Annotated in this window: 6 protein-coding genes; 5 read left to right on the forward strand and 1 reads right to left on the reverse strand. The window is 59.1% G+C overall.

Annotation, left to right across the window (positions count from 1 at the left end):
- Nucleotides 1-12: 12 nt before the first annotated feature.
- Complete coding sequence (locus FS665_RS21390) at nucleotides 13-4,899, reverse strand: RHS repeat-associated core domain-containing protein (protein ID WP_145193069.1); 4,887 nt, start codon at nucleotides 4,897-4,899, stop codon at nucleotides 13-15.
- A 207-nt stretch (nucleotides 4,900-5,106) separates the two neighbouring features.
- On the opposite strand from FS665_RS21390, the gene FS665_RS21395 reads away from it, so the two are divergent.
- The 5 genes from FS665_RS21395 to FS665_RS21415 all read left to right on the forward strand — a co-directional run bounded on the left by FS665_RS21395 (nucleotide 5,107) and on the right by FS665_RS21415 (nucleotide 15,337).
- Complete coding sequence (locus tag FS665_RS21395; protein WP_145193071.1) at nucleotides 5,107-6,882, forward strand: hypothetical protein; 1,776 nt, start codon at nucleotides 5,107-5,109, stop codon at nucleotides 6,880-6,882.
- A 107-nt stretch (nucleotides 6,883-6,989) separates the two neighbouring features.
- Entirely contained in the window at nucleotides 6,990-9,500 is a 2,511-nt protein-coding gene (locus FS665_RS21400; protein ID WP_145193073.1) for a hypothetical protein, read from the forward strand.
- Between the two features lie 12 nt (nucleotides 9,501-9,512).
- Nucleotides 9,513-11,738: a hypothetical protein gene (locus FS665_RS21405; protein WP_145193075.1), complete on the forward strand. Its 2,226-nt coding sequence runs from the start codon at nucleotides 9,513-9,515 to the stop codon at nucleotides 11,736-11,738.
- A 46-nt stretch (nucleotides 11,739-11,784) separates the two neighbouring features.
- The gene (locus tag FS665_RS21410; protein WP_145193077.1) at nucleotides 11,785-14,853 is read left to right on the forward strand and encodes a hypothetical protein; all 3,069 of its coding nucleotides are present in this window, start codon (nucleotides 11,785-11,787) and stop codon (nucleotides 14,851-14,853) included.
- On the forward strand, nucleotides 14,837-15,337 hold the full coding sequence (locus FS665_RS21415; RefSeq protein ID WP_145193079.1) for a hypothetical protein: 501 nt from the start codon (nucleotides 14,837-14,839) through the stop codon (nucleotides 15,335-15,337). The genes FS665_RS21410 and FS665_RS21415 overlap by 17 nt, the downstream gene beginning before the upstream one ends.
- Nucleotides 15,338-15,370: the final 33 nt, after the last annotated feature.

Genomic DNA, 15,370 nt, shown 5'->3' on the forward strand with positions numbered 1-15,370 from the left:
CGATCCCTATAGTTACGCACGGAGGTTGGTAGTTGGTGTACTGGGCTTATTGATTGAAACTCTAGGTAGCTTGAATTTTTTGACGTAGCTCAAACCGCTCAGGGCCGGGCCTTGAGGTGGTTCCGGTAAGTGATATCCTGCACGTGAGGCAAAATGTGCGGCAAATTGCTTATGCTGTTCAGACGGCAGCGTAATATTGACGCGAGGAAACGTCTTTTTATATATACCTACCGTTGCCCCGAAGTTACGGCCCGTGGGTTTTGCGTTCTTTCCAGCAAATGTGCGACCAAACCTCAATCCCCCACCGATAAGCCCGACAGCCGTGGCAGCAATCCCGAGGTACATGGCAAGTTGACCCGCCGTCTCATTTTGCGGATTCACCGTATTGACGATCTGGGATACTGTCGACGCGACGGTGAGTGACAGTGCAATGGTCGCCGCCACTGCCTCGCCAACCACCGCAGCGGCAGCGGTGGCAGTTACGGTACCCGCTGCAGCGCCGGCCACTGCACCCGCAACCCCGGCAATGGCTGCGCCAGCGAACACCCCGGCAACGATCACACCCAACACCGCCAGGCCCACGAACACCCAACCCATGACCTTGCTGCCGGATCCGCCTCCTCCGCCGGGGGAAATCTCGTTGTCGTAGCGGCTGCTCTGGCGTCCGCTCCAGCCAATGGCGGCTTCACCCGTCGGGTCGCGGAAACTGATGGGGTTACCGCGGACGTAGCTGTAGTAGTTCAGCCCGGCTTCACCAAAGGGGCTCTGGTGGTGGGTGTCCGGGCTGAGGAAACGCATCAGCGCGGGGTCATAGGCGCGGTATCCGTTGCCCAGCAGATACCAGCCCGTGGCTGGGTCAAGGGCTTCGCCGTTGTAACCCAGGCCACTGCCTGGGGGGTTGTCGCTCGCGTGGGCGCCGTAGGCGGTGTACACCACGTCGCGGCGGGTGCTGCCCAGGCTTTCGGCGACGATGCTGTGGCTGGCGGTGGTCTGCAGCAGCACCGGCACACTGCCGTCGTCGCGCTGCTGACTGAGCGGCTGCTCATCCTTGTAGCAGTAATGCTGGTACACGCCACCGTGCACCGCCAGGCTCAGGCGGTCGCCTTCGAAGTACAGGTTGGCGCGTTCACCGGCGGCGTCTTCGCGAGCTTGCAGGTGGCCATGGCCATCGTAGCGGTACTGATGCTGCGCCACGCCCAGCAGGCGGCTCTGGCTGTCGTAGCGCAGCGTGCGGCCCTGTGCGTCGCGGGTTAAGTTACCGTTGGCGTCATACGTGAATTGTGGGTTGCCGGTCGATCGCGCAGGGGTGTATTTGATGCTGCGCAATTGGCAGGGATCATCATAGGCATACTGGTATTGGGCACGCTCTGTTCTGGATCCATCGGCGAACTGGGTGACCGTGATGCTGATGTTGTCGTAGGCATCGAACGAAAAAGTCTGCTGCTTGAGCGTGCGCCCCAGCTCATCGCGGGGCAGCTGGCTGCCCGTGCACTTGTATTCGGTGAGGCGGTTGTTGGTGTCGTACTTGAAGGTTTCCTTGAGCAAGGTGGTGCTGCCTTGGCGCAGTTCACGCCACTCCAACAAGTCTTCGGTGAGCCATTGCAGTGTCAGCGTTCGCTCGGCCTGGCCAGCCTGGCGCCAAGTGCGTGTGATCTCGCGGTCTTGATCGTCGTAACCGATTTCCGTTTCAAGGCTGTTTCCCTGGCCGTCGCGTGTGGCGGTCAGATAATGCCGGCCAAGCCGGTCATACACGAACCCGGCCGACAGTTGGCCTTGAGTCGTGGAGGCCTGACGGCCAAAGTCGTCGTATTCCACGACCGTGGACCCGCCTTTGTCGTCGAGCGTGCCAAGCAGGCGATCGTGCACCGAACTCTGGTAGGTGCGGCTGTGGCTGTTGCGTCCGGTAGCGTCGTCCCAGTGTTGGGCGACCAATTGGTTGGCCGGGTTGTAATCGTAGCCTCGACCGCTCCCGCTGGTATTGGCACCGGTGATTCGGGCACTGACTTTGTTGAAGGCGAAGTTGGCTTCGCTGTCCTCGGCCAGACTGTGCTTGGGTTCGGTGGTCAGCGCAAAGTCATAGTCATAGGCAATGGTCTTGCCAGCAGCGGTGATGCGCCGCCGCGGTTGCGATTCGCCGTCCTGGTATTCGAAGTGCTCGACCCGCGGCCCGCTACTGGCAATGATCAGGCGATCGAGGCCGTCGTAGTAACGGCTGCCCAACTGATGGCTGGCCAGCGAGGTGTTGCCTGGCGTAACGAAAACCAGGGTAGGCAGTTCGGCATCGGTGTGCGCTGCATAGTCGCGTTGCACGCGCGTCTTGTCAGGCAGCGTAGTGCTCAGCATTCTGCCGAAACAGTCGTACGTGAACTCGGTTCGCAGGTTGCGTTCGTCCGTTTCGCGCAACGCTCTGCCGAGCCCATCGTAGGCATAGGCGCGGCTGGCCAGGCGCACGCCATTGGCATCCAGACGGTGCACCTGATCTGGTTTTTCGAACGGGTTGAGCCAGGTTTGCGTGGCACCGCTGATGAGCTTGGCGCTGCCTTTGCCGACTTCACTCCACTCATTGAGCACCGGGCCTGTGCGGTGCTCGCTGTTGCCCAGCGGGTCGGTCTGGCTGTAGTGCCTTACACCGTCCGGGCCAATGATGCATTGCTGTTGGCCCCATTCGTCGTACTCCAGGGTCTGGGTCACCGCCAGCGTGCCGCGCTGGCCCATCCAGTCCACGTCGGTCTGTTGCTGTTGCTGGCCGAGCGCATTGAATTGCACGGCGCTGATCCGCTCCATGCGCTGCGGGTCCTGCGTGTGAATGTGGTCGCGCCGTTCTTCGACCACCCTGGCCAGGCCGTCGAGTACCGTCAGCGTCTTCACGCCGCGCGCGCTGATGACGGTCTGGCTGGCGGGCTTGGCTTGCTCGTCGTCGTTCTTGGGCGTGTAGAAGGCGTACTGGTAAGCCCTGGACGCTTCGAATTCCGTGCCGGGTGCAACGGTGGAGCGGATGACCCGCGCCAAGGCGTCGTACTCAGTGCGGGTGTACACCCCATGCTCATCGGTCTGGCTGACGACCTGGCCATTGAGCATCGATTGTTCAGCCACGGTGCTGCGCTCGCTGCCATCGTAGCCAATCACTACCTGACGGGTCTGCAGCACTTCCCGGTCGATGCCGCTGCCTGAAACCTTTGCGTGGTAATACTCCGTGGCGGTTTCCAGCCCGTTGAGGGTCTGCACCTGCAAGTAGCGGCGGCCATGCAGGAAGGCGTCGGTTTTCGAGTTGATGTGATTGATAAGGGTGTAACGTACGGTCTTCTCTTCATTGCCCTTTTCGATCAAGGCCTCGCTGCGTAGTACGTGCCAAGGCTGGTGCTTCCAGTCCTGGTCCGGGTCGTTCTGGTCATGGCTGGAGTCGTCCAGGCGCGGCAGGGTGGTGTAGCGATAGCGCTCGATGAGCGTAGGTGCTGCAGCCAGAATCACACCGTCGGCCGGCGCCGGCGTGGTGGTTTTCTGTTTCAGGTGACGGCTGAAGCCTTCTGGATCGGCAGGGCAGCCGTCTTCACCCGCAGGGTCATACCACTCGCTGGTTTCCACAACCTGGTTGGGCGTTTGTCGCGTGCGTACATTGCCGTCGCCATAGTAGCTGTTGACGCTTTCTTCGCTGCGCGGCGGGCGCAGGCCATCACGCTGTCTCCAGCGGCGAAGCACGCGAATGGGTTGCTGGCAGGCATTGACCTGCTTGGCGAACGGCCCGTCGGTGATCGGGTAGGTGGTGATCTCCTCAAGTACGGCATTACCTTGGCTGGTGACCTGCTCCGTCAGCAAGTGGAAGCGGTTGAAGGTGCGAGCGACCGAGCGCACGGGCTGGTTGTCGACGTACTGGGTTTCTTCGCTGCCGTACTTGTAGTCGCCTTCAATTTTGTAGAGGTTGTCCAGGCCCGATTCATCCCAGCTGATCCCACTTCCTGCGCCCAGGAAGTTGTTTGACTGGCCGGCGAGTTCGTAGCCGTAGCGGGTGTCGAGCATCGGCTGCCCTTCACCGGGTTCGAGGGTATGGCGGGTGACTCGCGGTAGCGGCCGGCGACCGCTGCCAGCGGGGAACTGATGGCCGCTGTCAAGGTAATAGAGCGTTTCCCATGCGCCGGCAGGCGAACGCACGCCGCTGATGCACTGCAGCCCCAGCACCGACTGATAGCGCATCTGCCATTGCCCAGGATGTTCACCCGGGAGGGTAATTCGAGTTACCAGGCGGTTTTCCAAACCCAGTTGATAGCGTGCCAGGGGTTCACCGTCCTCGCCGGTGAAAGGGCGTACCAACAAGTCGATGGTGCTGTCGCCTATCCGCTGCACTTGCAGCAACAGCGTGCCCAGCCCATCGGTCACTGTGTCCAGCAGCCATTGGTCAGTACCGAATGCTGTGTAGTCGAGCAGCAGCTTTTGGCCCTGTGGGGAGTAGATCTCTGTCGGCAGCGCTACCTTGCCCTTGAGCTTGAGAATTTCTACCAGGCCTGAGCGGTGCATGACGCGAAGGCCCGTCAGGGTATGCAGGTTTTTCCCGCCCATGGGGTAAACATTGAAACTGGCCAATTTTTGTTCGGGCACCGCCAGGCGGCCGCTGGGGTGGTTGGAATCCTCAAGTTTGAAAGATTCGCCGGAGTGCAGGCTTAACACCTGGTTATCGCCGGTATATTGGGAAAGGTTGAGATTCCAGCCGCTGCCGTAACCCGAATCCCCCACGTTCAAAGGGTTGAAGTTCAGCTGCAGCTTGAAGTCTGGACTTTGCAGGTCGTTACCCAGTAAATCTGGCAAAGCGATGTGCAACGTATATTGCCCGGTTCGCGGGTCAACGCCATGTTCAAGAAAACTTAGAAAGCTGGTGGCGTTGGAATGCAGGGAATGTTGGATAGACACGAAGTTCACCCCTTTCAAAGGCTTCAAAGTAGTACCGTCACCCCGCGTGGATGCTGTTTCAGTACTGTAATTCGCGTAACGATCAAGCGCAGGTTATCGAGGTGGATTGCTGCAGTCACCTAGCATTTCTGTCAGTTACACCAATGCGCAGTACTCGCTATAACTTCTCCATCCCGTCCCTCGCTGTAGGTTTGGAGGATCAGCAAAATGGCGATGGAAGTACCTTTCATACCGCTCCTGGACTTGGCCACGGAGTCTGTCGAAGTCGATAGCGTGGGGCCTCAAGGGCTGGAGACTTATCTGCCTATCCCAGGCTTCAGCCCAGGTGACTTCGCTCACATTAATTGGCGCAGCCGTATGGCCAGCGGAGCACCTCTGGATATCGTTGACCGCGTAAGAATTTTTGAGACGGACGATGAAGGGCGCGCCCTTTACGTTATCTCTCAGGCCGATATGCAGGCACTCGACGGTGGCGATGTGTTCTTCTCCTACCATGTCGACACGGCCGACGGGTCAGCGGGTGAAGAGTCGCTGCGCCTGCATTTCCATGTCAGCCGGCCGATGGGCGGCGCGTTGCCACTGGGCGTCGCACAAGTCATGGAGTGCCATGATCGGATCATCGATATAGAAGACGTCGAAGGCGCCGGCGCATTGGTGGTCACGCCCCCTTACCAGTCCATGGCCTTGGGGGATGTGCTGGAGTTGAGTTGGACGGGCTATTTTGACGATGACTTTAGTCTTGGCCCAGTCACCCAGGAAATCACCCTCGTGGACGAGGCCCAGCTTGGCAGGCCGCTGCAGTGGACGTTGGACTACTCGAATATCGCCCTGTACGTGGATGGCTATGCAGATCTCGAGTACAGCATTACCTATGCCAACGGCGAGATCACCGCGTCTCCCCGCCAGCGTTTTCATATCAAGCAAGGCGAACCGTCCGGCCTGCCTCGCCTGGCCTCGCCCCGCATTCCTGGAGAAACCAGTCATGCGGTGAACCCTGTTGCCTACCCCAACGGTATCGAGATCGAAATTCCTGCCTACGCAGGCCTGCGTACCGGTGATCAGGTTGTGCTCTACATCACCGGTTCAACACCGGTGGTGCATGCCCTGCGCACAGACTTGAGCACGGTAGACAGCGGCTACATGGCGCTGTTGGATACTCAGTGGATCACCAACAAGGCCAACATTGGCAAACGCTTCGACCTGAGTTACCAGTTCAGCCACGCCGGCGCCGCCATGCACTCGATGCCGCTGTCGGTGACGCTGCGCAGCCCGCTCAGCCTGCCATGGCCGACCATCAAGGACGCCGTGCCCGAAGGCGGAGACGAGGACAATCAGGCGACTGTCCAACCGTCTCAGCTCACAGGTGGCGCTCAGGTTCGCATACCCGATACCGCAGAGCTTGGCGGCGGCAAGGTCAAGGTGCACTGGGAAGGCCATCCCGGTTCTGGAAACGTGGTCGTGGACGAACCGATGGCAGGCCAGGAACGGGTGTTCCTGGTACCCCGCGAGGCTGTGCCGGCGAACATAGGTAAACGGCTCGATGTGCGCTATAGCGTCACCCTGGGAGGTGAGCAGCCCGAGTTTTCAGAAGCCTTCGACCTGAAGATCGCTGATTACGCCGCGAATCGCTTCAGCCCCATCCAGGGAACGCAAGTCAGCGACAATAAGTTGTCGCTCAGATTACTGAATTATAACAATGCGCACTTCACCCTGTCGCAATGGCCGTTCATGGCGCAGGGGGATTGGCTGGAGATCAAAGTCGTCGGTTTGGGCAATAAAGTTGAGTTTATGCGCGAGGCCAAGGCAGGCAGTGCAATCACCGAGCAAGAGTTTCGCAACGGTAAAGTGGACGCTTATTTAAGCTATCCGTTCGTCTCGCAATTACCGCTTTATCAAACCTTCAGTGTGCAAGTGCGCATCAGCTTCGATCAAGGCGTTTCATTTAAAGTCTATAAACCTGTGGAAATTACCTTAGTTAATTGAGCCCTGTGCTCTCGGCGAGGTTGGTCATGTCTGAACTCACTCAGGAAAATTTACTGAACTGGTTGCGTAGTCGAAGCCGTCTATTGGGATGGGACGGTATTGTGGCGATGGACCGCGGTAAGATCAACGGCGTCCTGTCACAGGAATATATCGAACGATTCAATACCCAGGCGTATCTGGAGCCGGTAAGTGGTGATATTAATCTCGGCCCCTCTGCCAAGGTTTTCATTCATGACTTCACGCTCGATCGGCCGAGGCTCTCGTTCGAAAATGCCGATTTGAACGACTCCAAGGCGCGCTTGCGCATGGCGGTGATCGGCGGCAATCAAGTGAACTTGCGCAAGGATGTCGACCACTGGTATCCGCAACGGCTAGACCGAATCGGCCCGCTGACCGGCCCGCAATTATTGCTGAACCTGCGCTTGCCGGATGTGCCCGGTAGCGTTTCAGGCAGTGGGGCGATCCTGCTTGACTTGAGCAGGAGTGATGACTTCAGCCTGACCTTCTCCGACCAGCAGGACGAACGTGAGCTGGGCGGTAATTTTTTCAAGGAACTGTTCAATCGATTACCGCCAGAGCAGCGAGTATGGTCGCTGGGGCAAGTCGAGGCGAGCAGCAACGATCACATCCAGGCTGAAGCCTTCAGGCTGAGAACCCAAGCCAAGCCTTGGCCCAAGAATGTGCCGGCACCCCTGATCGGTAGCGACGTCGAGGGCGATGGGGCGCTGCTGGTGTTCATCCGTATGCGCGGTGGGCGTGACGGCAGTTTGCCGGACGCCAACTCGGATTTTCGCTACCTGATCGTGGATGACCGCAGCGAGGGATCTTCTGCGACTGCCTTGTACGACAGCGGTCGCCTGCTGATGGTGCAACTGATCGGCAGGTTGTCGAAGGTTTTCATCGACCTGGGTTTCCGTTTGAACGCCAACAGCAACGGTAACTACATCAGCGCGACCGCCCAGCACGGCCATTACTATTCGCCACCCCAACGATTCAGCCTCGAAAAGCCCCTGTGGTGGGTGACGTGGGAGGAGCCTCACCCGAATCCAGAAGTCGAGCCTTTCTTTACCTACTATGTCGACCTGTTGGCGGAGACCGAGGGCAACGGCATGGTGCCAATCGCCTCAGGGTTCGGCATCAATATCCGCAACCGGAAGACTGTGGAAATTCGCCTGGCCTTCATGGTCACCCAATTGGTCGAGATGATCGACTACTGGGACGATAAGGGTTTGTTCAGCAAATCCGATTTCAAAGACTGGAATGTCAATGAGGTCGCGTCGCCAATCGCCGTAGAAATCGACTACAGAATCGTCGATAGGGCGGGTGGTGTGCTCGAGCTCGAGCGGTTCACCGTCAATGGTATCGACGCCAGTGTGGACTTCAGCGCTTCTTCATTCGAACAGGCCAGCGAAACCCTGCGCCAGTACGGTAGCGGTTTGCAAAACGAAATGGAGGACCAGAAAAAATTCTGGTATGCGCTGGTGGTCGCCGGCCTCGCTCAAACGGTCTTGAACACCATCAGCACCATGCAGTACGAATCGTTTGCCGGTCCGCTACGCGAGGCCTTGGCCAAAGACTTGCCAGTTTCCGATGTGGTCGAGCCCTTGGTCAAAGAAACCATTCGCCTCGCCTTCGGCCAGTCCATCCACAGCGATGAGGTACGCATCCCCAACGATATCGTGGCGTTCGGCCAGGTCAAGCCCGATAGCGGTCGTTTTCTGGTCACCCCCCTGGAGCCTGTGATCAGTGCGGGCGGTACCCAGCGATTTGCCGTCGAGCCAGCCGATGCCGAAGTGACGTGGAGTGTCGAGCCCCTGCAGGGCTTTGCCAGTTCGGTCGAGCGCATCGATGACGATGGTCTTTATCACGCCCCTGGTGCTGAAGAGTTTCAAGGCAGCTTCCTGCGTAGACGGGTGATCGCGACCCACAAGTACTCGGGCGAGCGCAGCATGGCGCTGGTCACCATCATGCAAAACAGCATCGACCTCAGCCCACTGGTGGAAATCTGCGCGCCCAATGCCGAAGTCACGCTCAAAGGTGGAAGCCCGGGTGTGGGTGAACTGCAATGGTCGTTCATCACCACCAAGCCGGGTGGCCGCTTGCTCACGACCACTGGGGCCCAGGTCACCTACAAGGCGAGCCCTGAGCAAACCGGCAAGGCCTACAGCATCGATGAAGTGCAGGTGCGCAATGGCAGCAGTGGCGAATCACGCAGTGTTTGCCTGATCACCCGCATGGCGAAAAAGAAGCCGATGCCTATCACGCTGGAAGAATACGGCACCGAGGCGGGCAAGGACTGGGTGCGCCTGGCGCTGAGGGTCAATGGCCAGATTCAGGAAAACGTGCAATGGAAAGTGCTGAACGGCCCGGGTGACTTCATCGGTGGCGTGTACCAGGCCAACCCCGACAGTGACGCGCGCTTCGCCGTGGTCGAGGGTCGGGTCGAGCAAAAGCCCTGGGGCTGGATGGAAGGTTTCATCATCTTGCCATTGCCGCTGGAAAGCGCCACGTCGACGTACCAGGTGCTTGCCAGCGACGCCAGCCGCGCCAACGCGAGGTCCGCACGCAGCGCCACGGCCTGGCCAGTGCAGATCACCCAGCTTGCCAGCGAATCTTGAGGAGCGAACACCATGGCGGATAACTCACTTGGATCATTGCTCGATGCAATGAAAGTCAACGAACGCTTACACCAACTTGACCTGGTGGTCGCCGTGCCTCCCGAGCGTGTCGATGCACTGATCGCGCAGGCTCACGTCGCCCAGCTTGGCCAGGGCGGAGGTATCTCGGTCGATGGCGAGATCAAGATCCGCAATACCACGCTGACCCATACGCTGCGTGGCTACTATCTTGGCGCGCCAACCGTTGACCTGGGCGAGGCGTACTACGATACGCCGCAGGTTCGGCAGCAACAGAGTGTGGAGGGCGGTACGCAGGTCATCAGTGACGATTATGATGGTGTGCTCGGCCTGTATGCCCACGATGCACTCAACAGCTTGCAGCTACGTCAGCGGACGCGTTTCGACAGCGATGCGTTGCGCGTAAGCCTGGATATCAAAGAGGGCGAGAGCGACAGCATGGAGCTCGACCTGGGCACTGACATGCAATTGCGTCTGGCCGGTGGCGCATTCATGAAGAACGTGCTGAAGGGGCTGGACAAGGAGCAGGGCAAGTACGCGCTTTTGGGGTTTGCCGAGCAGGCGACTCGCAACCCCTATCTCAAGGTTGACACGCTGGGCGTGCGAACCCACCGCAGCGCCGACGACCAGCAAGGCGCACTGATGATCTTCGCGGGTTTGGAAAAGGGCACGCCTGTGGTGTACCCCCCAAAAGGCGCAATTCCGTTCCTGTTGCCCGATGAAATGGCCGAGCAGGCGCCGGTTTCCATGACGCTTTCCAGCCAGCTGCTGCACCGGGCGGCGTTTGCCCACGGCCTTGAGGGCATGCTGCAAGGCGGTGGTTTTACGTACCAAAATAATGCCGTTGGCGGTCTGCGCCAAGTCACCGCGACCAAGGGCGCCTTGGCGTCACCGGCCATCGAGTACAACGGCGTGAAGTATGCCTTCAAGGCCGATGCCTTCAACCTTGAGGCCTCGCACGGGACGGTGCCGCTGCGTGCCGAGTTCGATGCCGACCAGGCACATTTGCGCTGGCAGGCGCAATGCAAAGTGCCGTTCTATTACAGGCCACTCACCGGTGGCGGTTGGCAACTGCTCAATGGTGATTTCGCTTTCCAGCTGTCGCACCGCTTCAACCTGTTCAAGCCCTTCGCTGAAGAAGCTGAGGACAGCCTGCTCATGGGCCAGGTGTTCTGGCCCTGGGCTGACGAGCCTGAGGTAAGCACGGTAGGCGGGGTCGCCAGTCAGTTGCCGGATGAACTTCAGCAGGAGCTGGAAACATTCGTTGCGCTGCTGCTCAAGCGCTCGCTGCTGGAGGGCTTGTCGCACAACTTGAGTGCGTTGATCCCTGAACAGGTGCTGGCCGGTTTCAGTCCCGCCAAGGGTAGCGTGCCGGCGATGCGCCATAGCGAAATGCCGCACGGTATGGTCTTGTTCGGCGATCTGGGCTGCGGCGCGGACATGCGCATCACCGACCAAGGTCTGCGCCTGGCGGCCAACGGCAAACATACCTTTGAGGTTCAGCCCGCGACGGCAGGGGTAACCTGGAGCTTGGCATCCGTGGCTGGCAACCCTGGCGCGATCGGGTCGATCGACCCGCGCAGCGGTGAATACCTTGCACCGCCGGCACATGCCCTGGAAGGCCGCCAGGCCCGCGTGCTGGTGATCGCCAGCAAAGGCACCCAGCGCAGCATGGTGCAGCTCACCGTATTGCCGCAGAGCCTGACGGTCAACCCGTTGATCTACGTCTGCGCGCCGGGCGACGAGCTGACCTTCGCAGCCGGCAGCCTGGGCGCAGCGCCAGTCTGGAGCATCCTCGACCAGCCCGCCAGCGGGCATTTGCAACCAAGCGCAGAGGGTACCCGCTGCCTGTACCGGGCGAGGGAGGCGGAGGTCGAAGGGACGTACGTGCTCGATCAGATTGAGGTACGTGAACCCCACAGCGGTTGCACGCGTACCGTGCATGTACTGGTCAAGCATGTGGTACCTGCGCTGCTGATCGAAGCCACCCCAGGCGCTGGCGGTTTACAGATGACGGCCTACTTCAACGGCGAGCCCCTGGGGGAGGAGTTTGGCCTGCAATGGGCACTGCCCTTAGGAGGGCCGGGCACGCTGGATGAGAGTGGTTGGTATCAGCCTGTCGAAAACCCAGAGCAGCATTACGTGTTAGTCACGGCCTCGATCGAATCACCCTGGGGCATGCTCGAAGGGCACCTGATACAGCCGCTCGCAGGGCTGTAGGCCACATTTTCCAGCGATACCTATTTTTCATCGCGAGGATGAATCAATGTCTAATTCATTGGAACAAGTCCTGTCCGTCATGAAGCAGGGCAGGGCCACCCTTGGCTGGAGTGCAGTGGCGATCTATAGCCGCGAACGCCTGAACCGTCTGCTGCAACAACAGTATAACGAGCGTTTGCACGAGCTACGTTACCTGCCGCCGTTCACCACTGAACTTGCCACGGCCAGTGAAATGCTTGCAGCGCGCATGGCGCGACAGCAGCCTCAGGTGATCAACGCGGTGCAGGCGCAGCAAGTTGAGCAAAGCAAGTTGCGATTGACCGTGGATATCGACACCGTCGGTGCACAGCCCACTGCTCGGGCCAGTCAGGCTGGGGCCAGTGTGAAACTGCAGGCCATCGAGTTCGGCACCCCGGTACTGTCGTTCAGCAATGCGTCTGTGAGTAACTCCAGGGCTCGTCTGAGCATGAATATCGTCGGCGGTTCCTGCACCGCAGGTTCTCGCGCCGACAGCCGCATGTTCTCGGTATTTACCTTGAACGAGGCCATGGGCTACTCACTGGAGATGGATATTGACCTGGCGCTGGTACGCGGCTCGGTCGACCACACGGGGCGGGTGACGCTCGATCTATCCAGGGGCAGCAAGTTCAGCTGCAGCCTGTTCGCTGAGGATGCACAACTCAATGTTGCGCTGCTCAAGGCTTTGCAGGCGTGGTTCAGTCAGATGCCCAGCAGCCGTAGCCGATTCGAACTCGGTGTACTGGACCTCGACGGCCATAGCCCGCTGAAGCCTCAGGAATTCATCATTCGTACCCAGGCTGCACCGGGTGCGGGCCTGCGCAATGCGCAGAACTACGGTGACGGTGCCGTGCTGGTGTTCATCCGGGTGCAAGCTGACGCCGCTAATGGTGGGTCACCCTCACCCAATTACCCTTACCTGTTGCCCGATGGGAATTACTCCGCCACTGTCGTGCTGGCCAAGCGTCATCTCGATTATGCAACCGAGGAGCGCCTGGTACTGCTCAACAGCCTGCTGTTTCCTGCCGACTATGAGTTCATCGAGCGGTCGCGCTACACCCCTCACGACTTGGCGATTTTCGGCAACATCAACCCGCAGCGTACGCGCTTTACCGTAGAGCCGAACGGGCAGGTGATCGGTGCCGATGAAAAACTGCAGTTCAAGCTGCTCGATGGAGAGGGTAGAGAGGTCTCGGCCCATCGCTGGCGAGCGGTTGGACTCAAGAGCCACACGGCGGCCAGCCAAGGCGTGATCAGCCCTAATGGCCTGTATAGAGCAGCAAGCCACGAAAACCTTGGGCATGAAGTTCTGCCCGTGGTGGTTACCGCCGAATATGACGAAGCCGGCGAGACCTACCGGGCTTCGGCGCGGCTGCTGGTTTCGTTCGAGCGCCTGCAGATGATGCCGCGCGTGATCAGCCTGCCGCCAGAGCGCGAGCAGGTGCCTCTGTCGGCATGGGGGGCTGGGAATAAGGTGCAGTGGCAGCTCGATGGCGTGGTGGCAGGCGCACTGACCGTGATCGATGACCAGTCAGCCGCTTTCCAGCCAGATGCCGAACGGCGTAAACGCACCTTGTTGGCCCAGCATGTGGTTGCCAAGGACGGTGACGAGGGGGCGGCCGCATTGCTCATGGTCAACGCCCAGCAGTTGCTGGGGGTAGAGCCCAATTTCGTGCCCCGCCTGAAAAGCACCACCAGCTATCAACTTGGCCTGAGCGGCACGATGTTGCCGAACATGCGCCGGCGCTGGCGAGTGCTGTCAGGCCCGGGCGAGGTCGATCAGCACGGGCGCTTCACCGCTTCAGCTGAACGCACCACGCGGACCAGCGCGGTGGTCTGTGAAGCGGTGCATAACGGGGTCATCTTTGCCACGGATTACAGCCTTGTGGAGCAATCGGAGCTTGTGCCTGAAAAGACCTGGCAGTCGCTCGCCAAGCATGGCATCACCGTTCCCGGAGGCGCTGATATGGGGAGCAAGGGCTCGCTGTATGGCAATGGCTTCCAGCAGATGCCGGTAAAAATCACTGTGCAGACGTCTCGAGTCGATGGCGAGTACTTTCCGCTGAGTGTCAACGAGCTGGCCAGTATCGTCATCGCCGACAGGGTGAATAAGCAAAACGTCGAAATGATGCCGGAAACCAGCGAAGGGCTGGAGGATGGAGTGGTGGGCGGGGTGGCATGGGCACTGCGCGCTACAGCCAACAAATTTCAATCGAGTGTTGGCGCTCTGGCTGAGGCAGCGCAGGAAGACATCCTGGCAGATGAGCAATTTCAGGCGTTTTATCTGCATGGCCGCTCCCGCTCGAGCCAAGTACGCGAATTTGTGACATCGCTGCAAAAGGACAGCGGCGAGTGGTTTTCCAGTGATGAGAAAACTGGACTCGATAGCAAGATTGAAGTCATTACGCGAGAAGTTCCGTCATTCAGCGACAGCGATTATCGCTTCATTGGCTATCGGGTGGATGGCGGCGGCCAGGGCGAGGAAGTGCCGGCGAGGCCGGACGATGACGAATTCTACTTGCATCCCAAAACAGTGGATTATTGGAAGCTGCAATACCCTGGCTCACCCTTCATGTCGTGCGAGGTGGTTTCGGATTCTGTCGACGACCCGACGCCAGCGCTGAGTACGCTGGCCTGGGAGAGCGAGCACGACTATGAAGAATATTGCAGTTATACCGGTTTTATTTTCGAAGCACCGGGCGCTGCACGTCAGCAGAACATTGCATTCCACGGGCAATTAAGTAAAGCCCTGGGTGTGCAATCGTCACTGCTGGCGGGTATTCGCGTTAACCGCAATGTTTATTCCCCCGGTTCATTGGTCATAAGCAATCACCGTACTGACAATATTTCTTTCGCTAAAAGCGATCCGAAGACCCGTGAAAAGTTGAAGGACGGCATTCAATTGGCGCTTCGCGACAAGTTAGGAAATCCACACTACCTGCGCGTCTCCTACTTGTCCGAAAGCACCGTAGGCCACCGCAACCATTTGCGCCATGTGGCGACTCCAGCGGCGTACCTGCGCGCCTGGGCAGAGCCCGAGCGTTCCGATCAAGACCAAGAGCAACTTGGAGGTACCGATCATGAAACGAATCAATAAGCGTGTTTGGATGTGCACAGCGATGTTGGCGGTGGCGCTGTTACAGGGGGGCACGCGGTCGCTGGCAGCGTCGACCACTGAGGAAAATGTCGCGACCATCAAATTCGCTAATAAAGGCTCGAACGACGCGCCCGGCAAAACCTGTACGAAAAATGTGTCATGGAACCACACGGGCAGCTACAACCTGGCTGACATGGACTGCAAGAATGACGAAGCGTATTTTTACATGTTTGAAAACGTGCCCTCTGCGATGAAGATCATGTTGAGCTCAGAAAAGGACTGCAACAAGAACAAGGATAACTGGGAATTTGAAATGATCAGCTTCAAACACCCCCTGACGATGGATAACTGGAAACGCATTTCTGATCTCAAAGGGATGGTGGCCGGCCAGATTATCGTCCCGGGGTTGAAACTCACGCGAGAGGATTACGACCACGGCAACATCGACGGAAAACTGTCCTGTTTCACGATCGACCGGCCTTGATGTCGGGCAGCCCTCTATGAGTGTTCAAGTCCA

It is taken from the genome of Pseudomonas sp. URMO17WK12:I11 (assembly GCF_007677725.1).
Taxonomy (GTDB): domain Bacteria; phylum Pseudomonadota; class Gammaproteobacteria; order Pseudomonadales; family Pseudomonadaceae; genus Aquipseudomonas.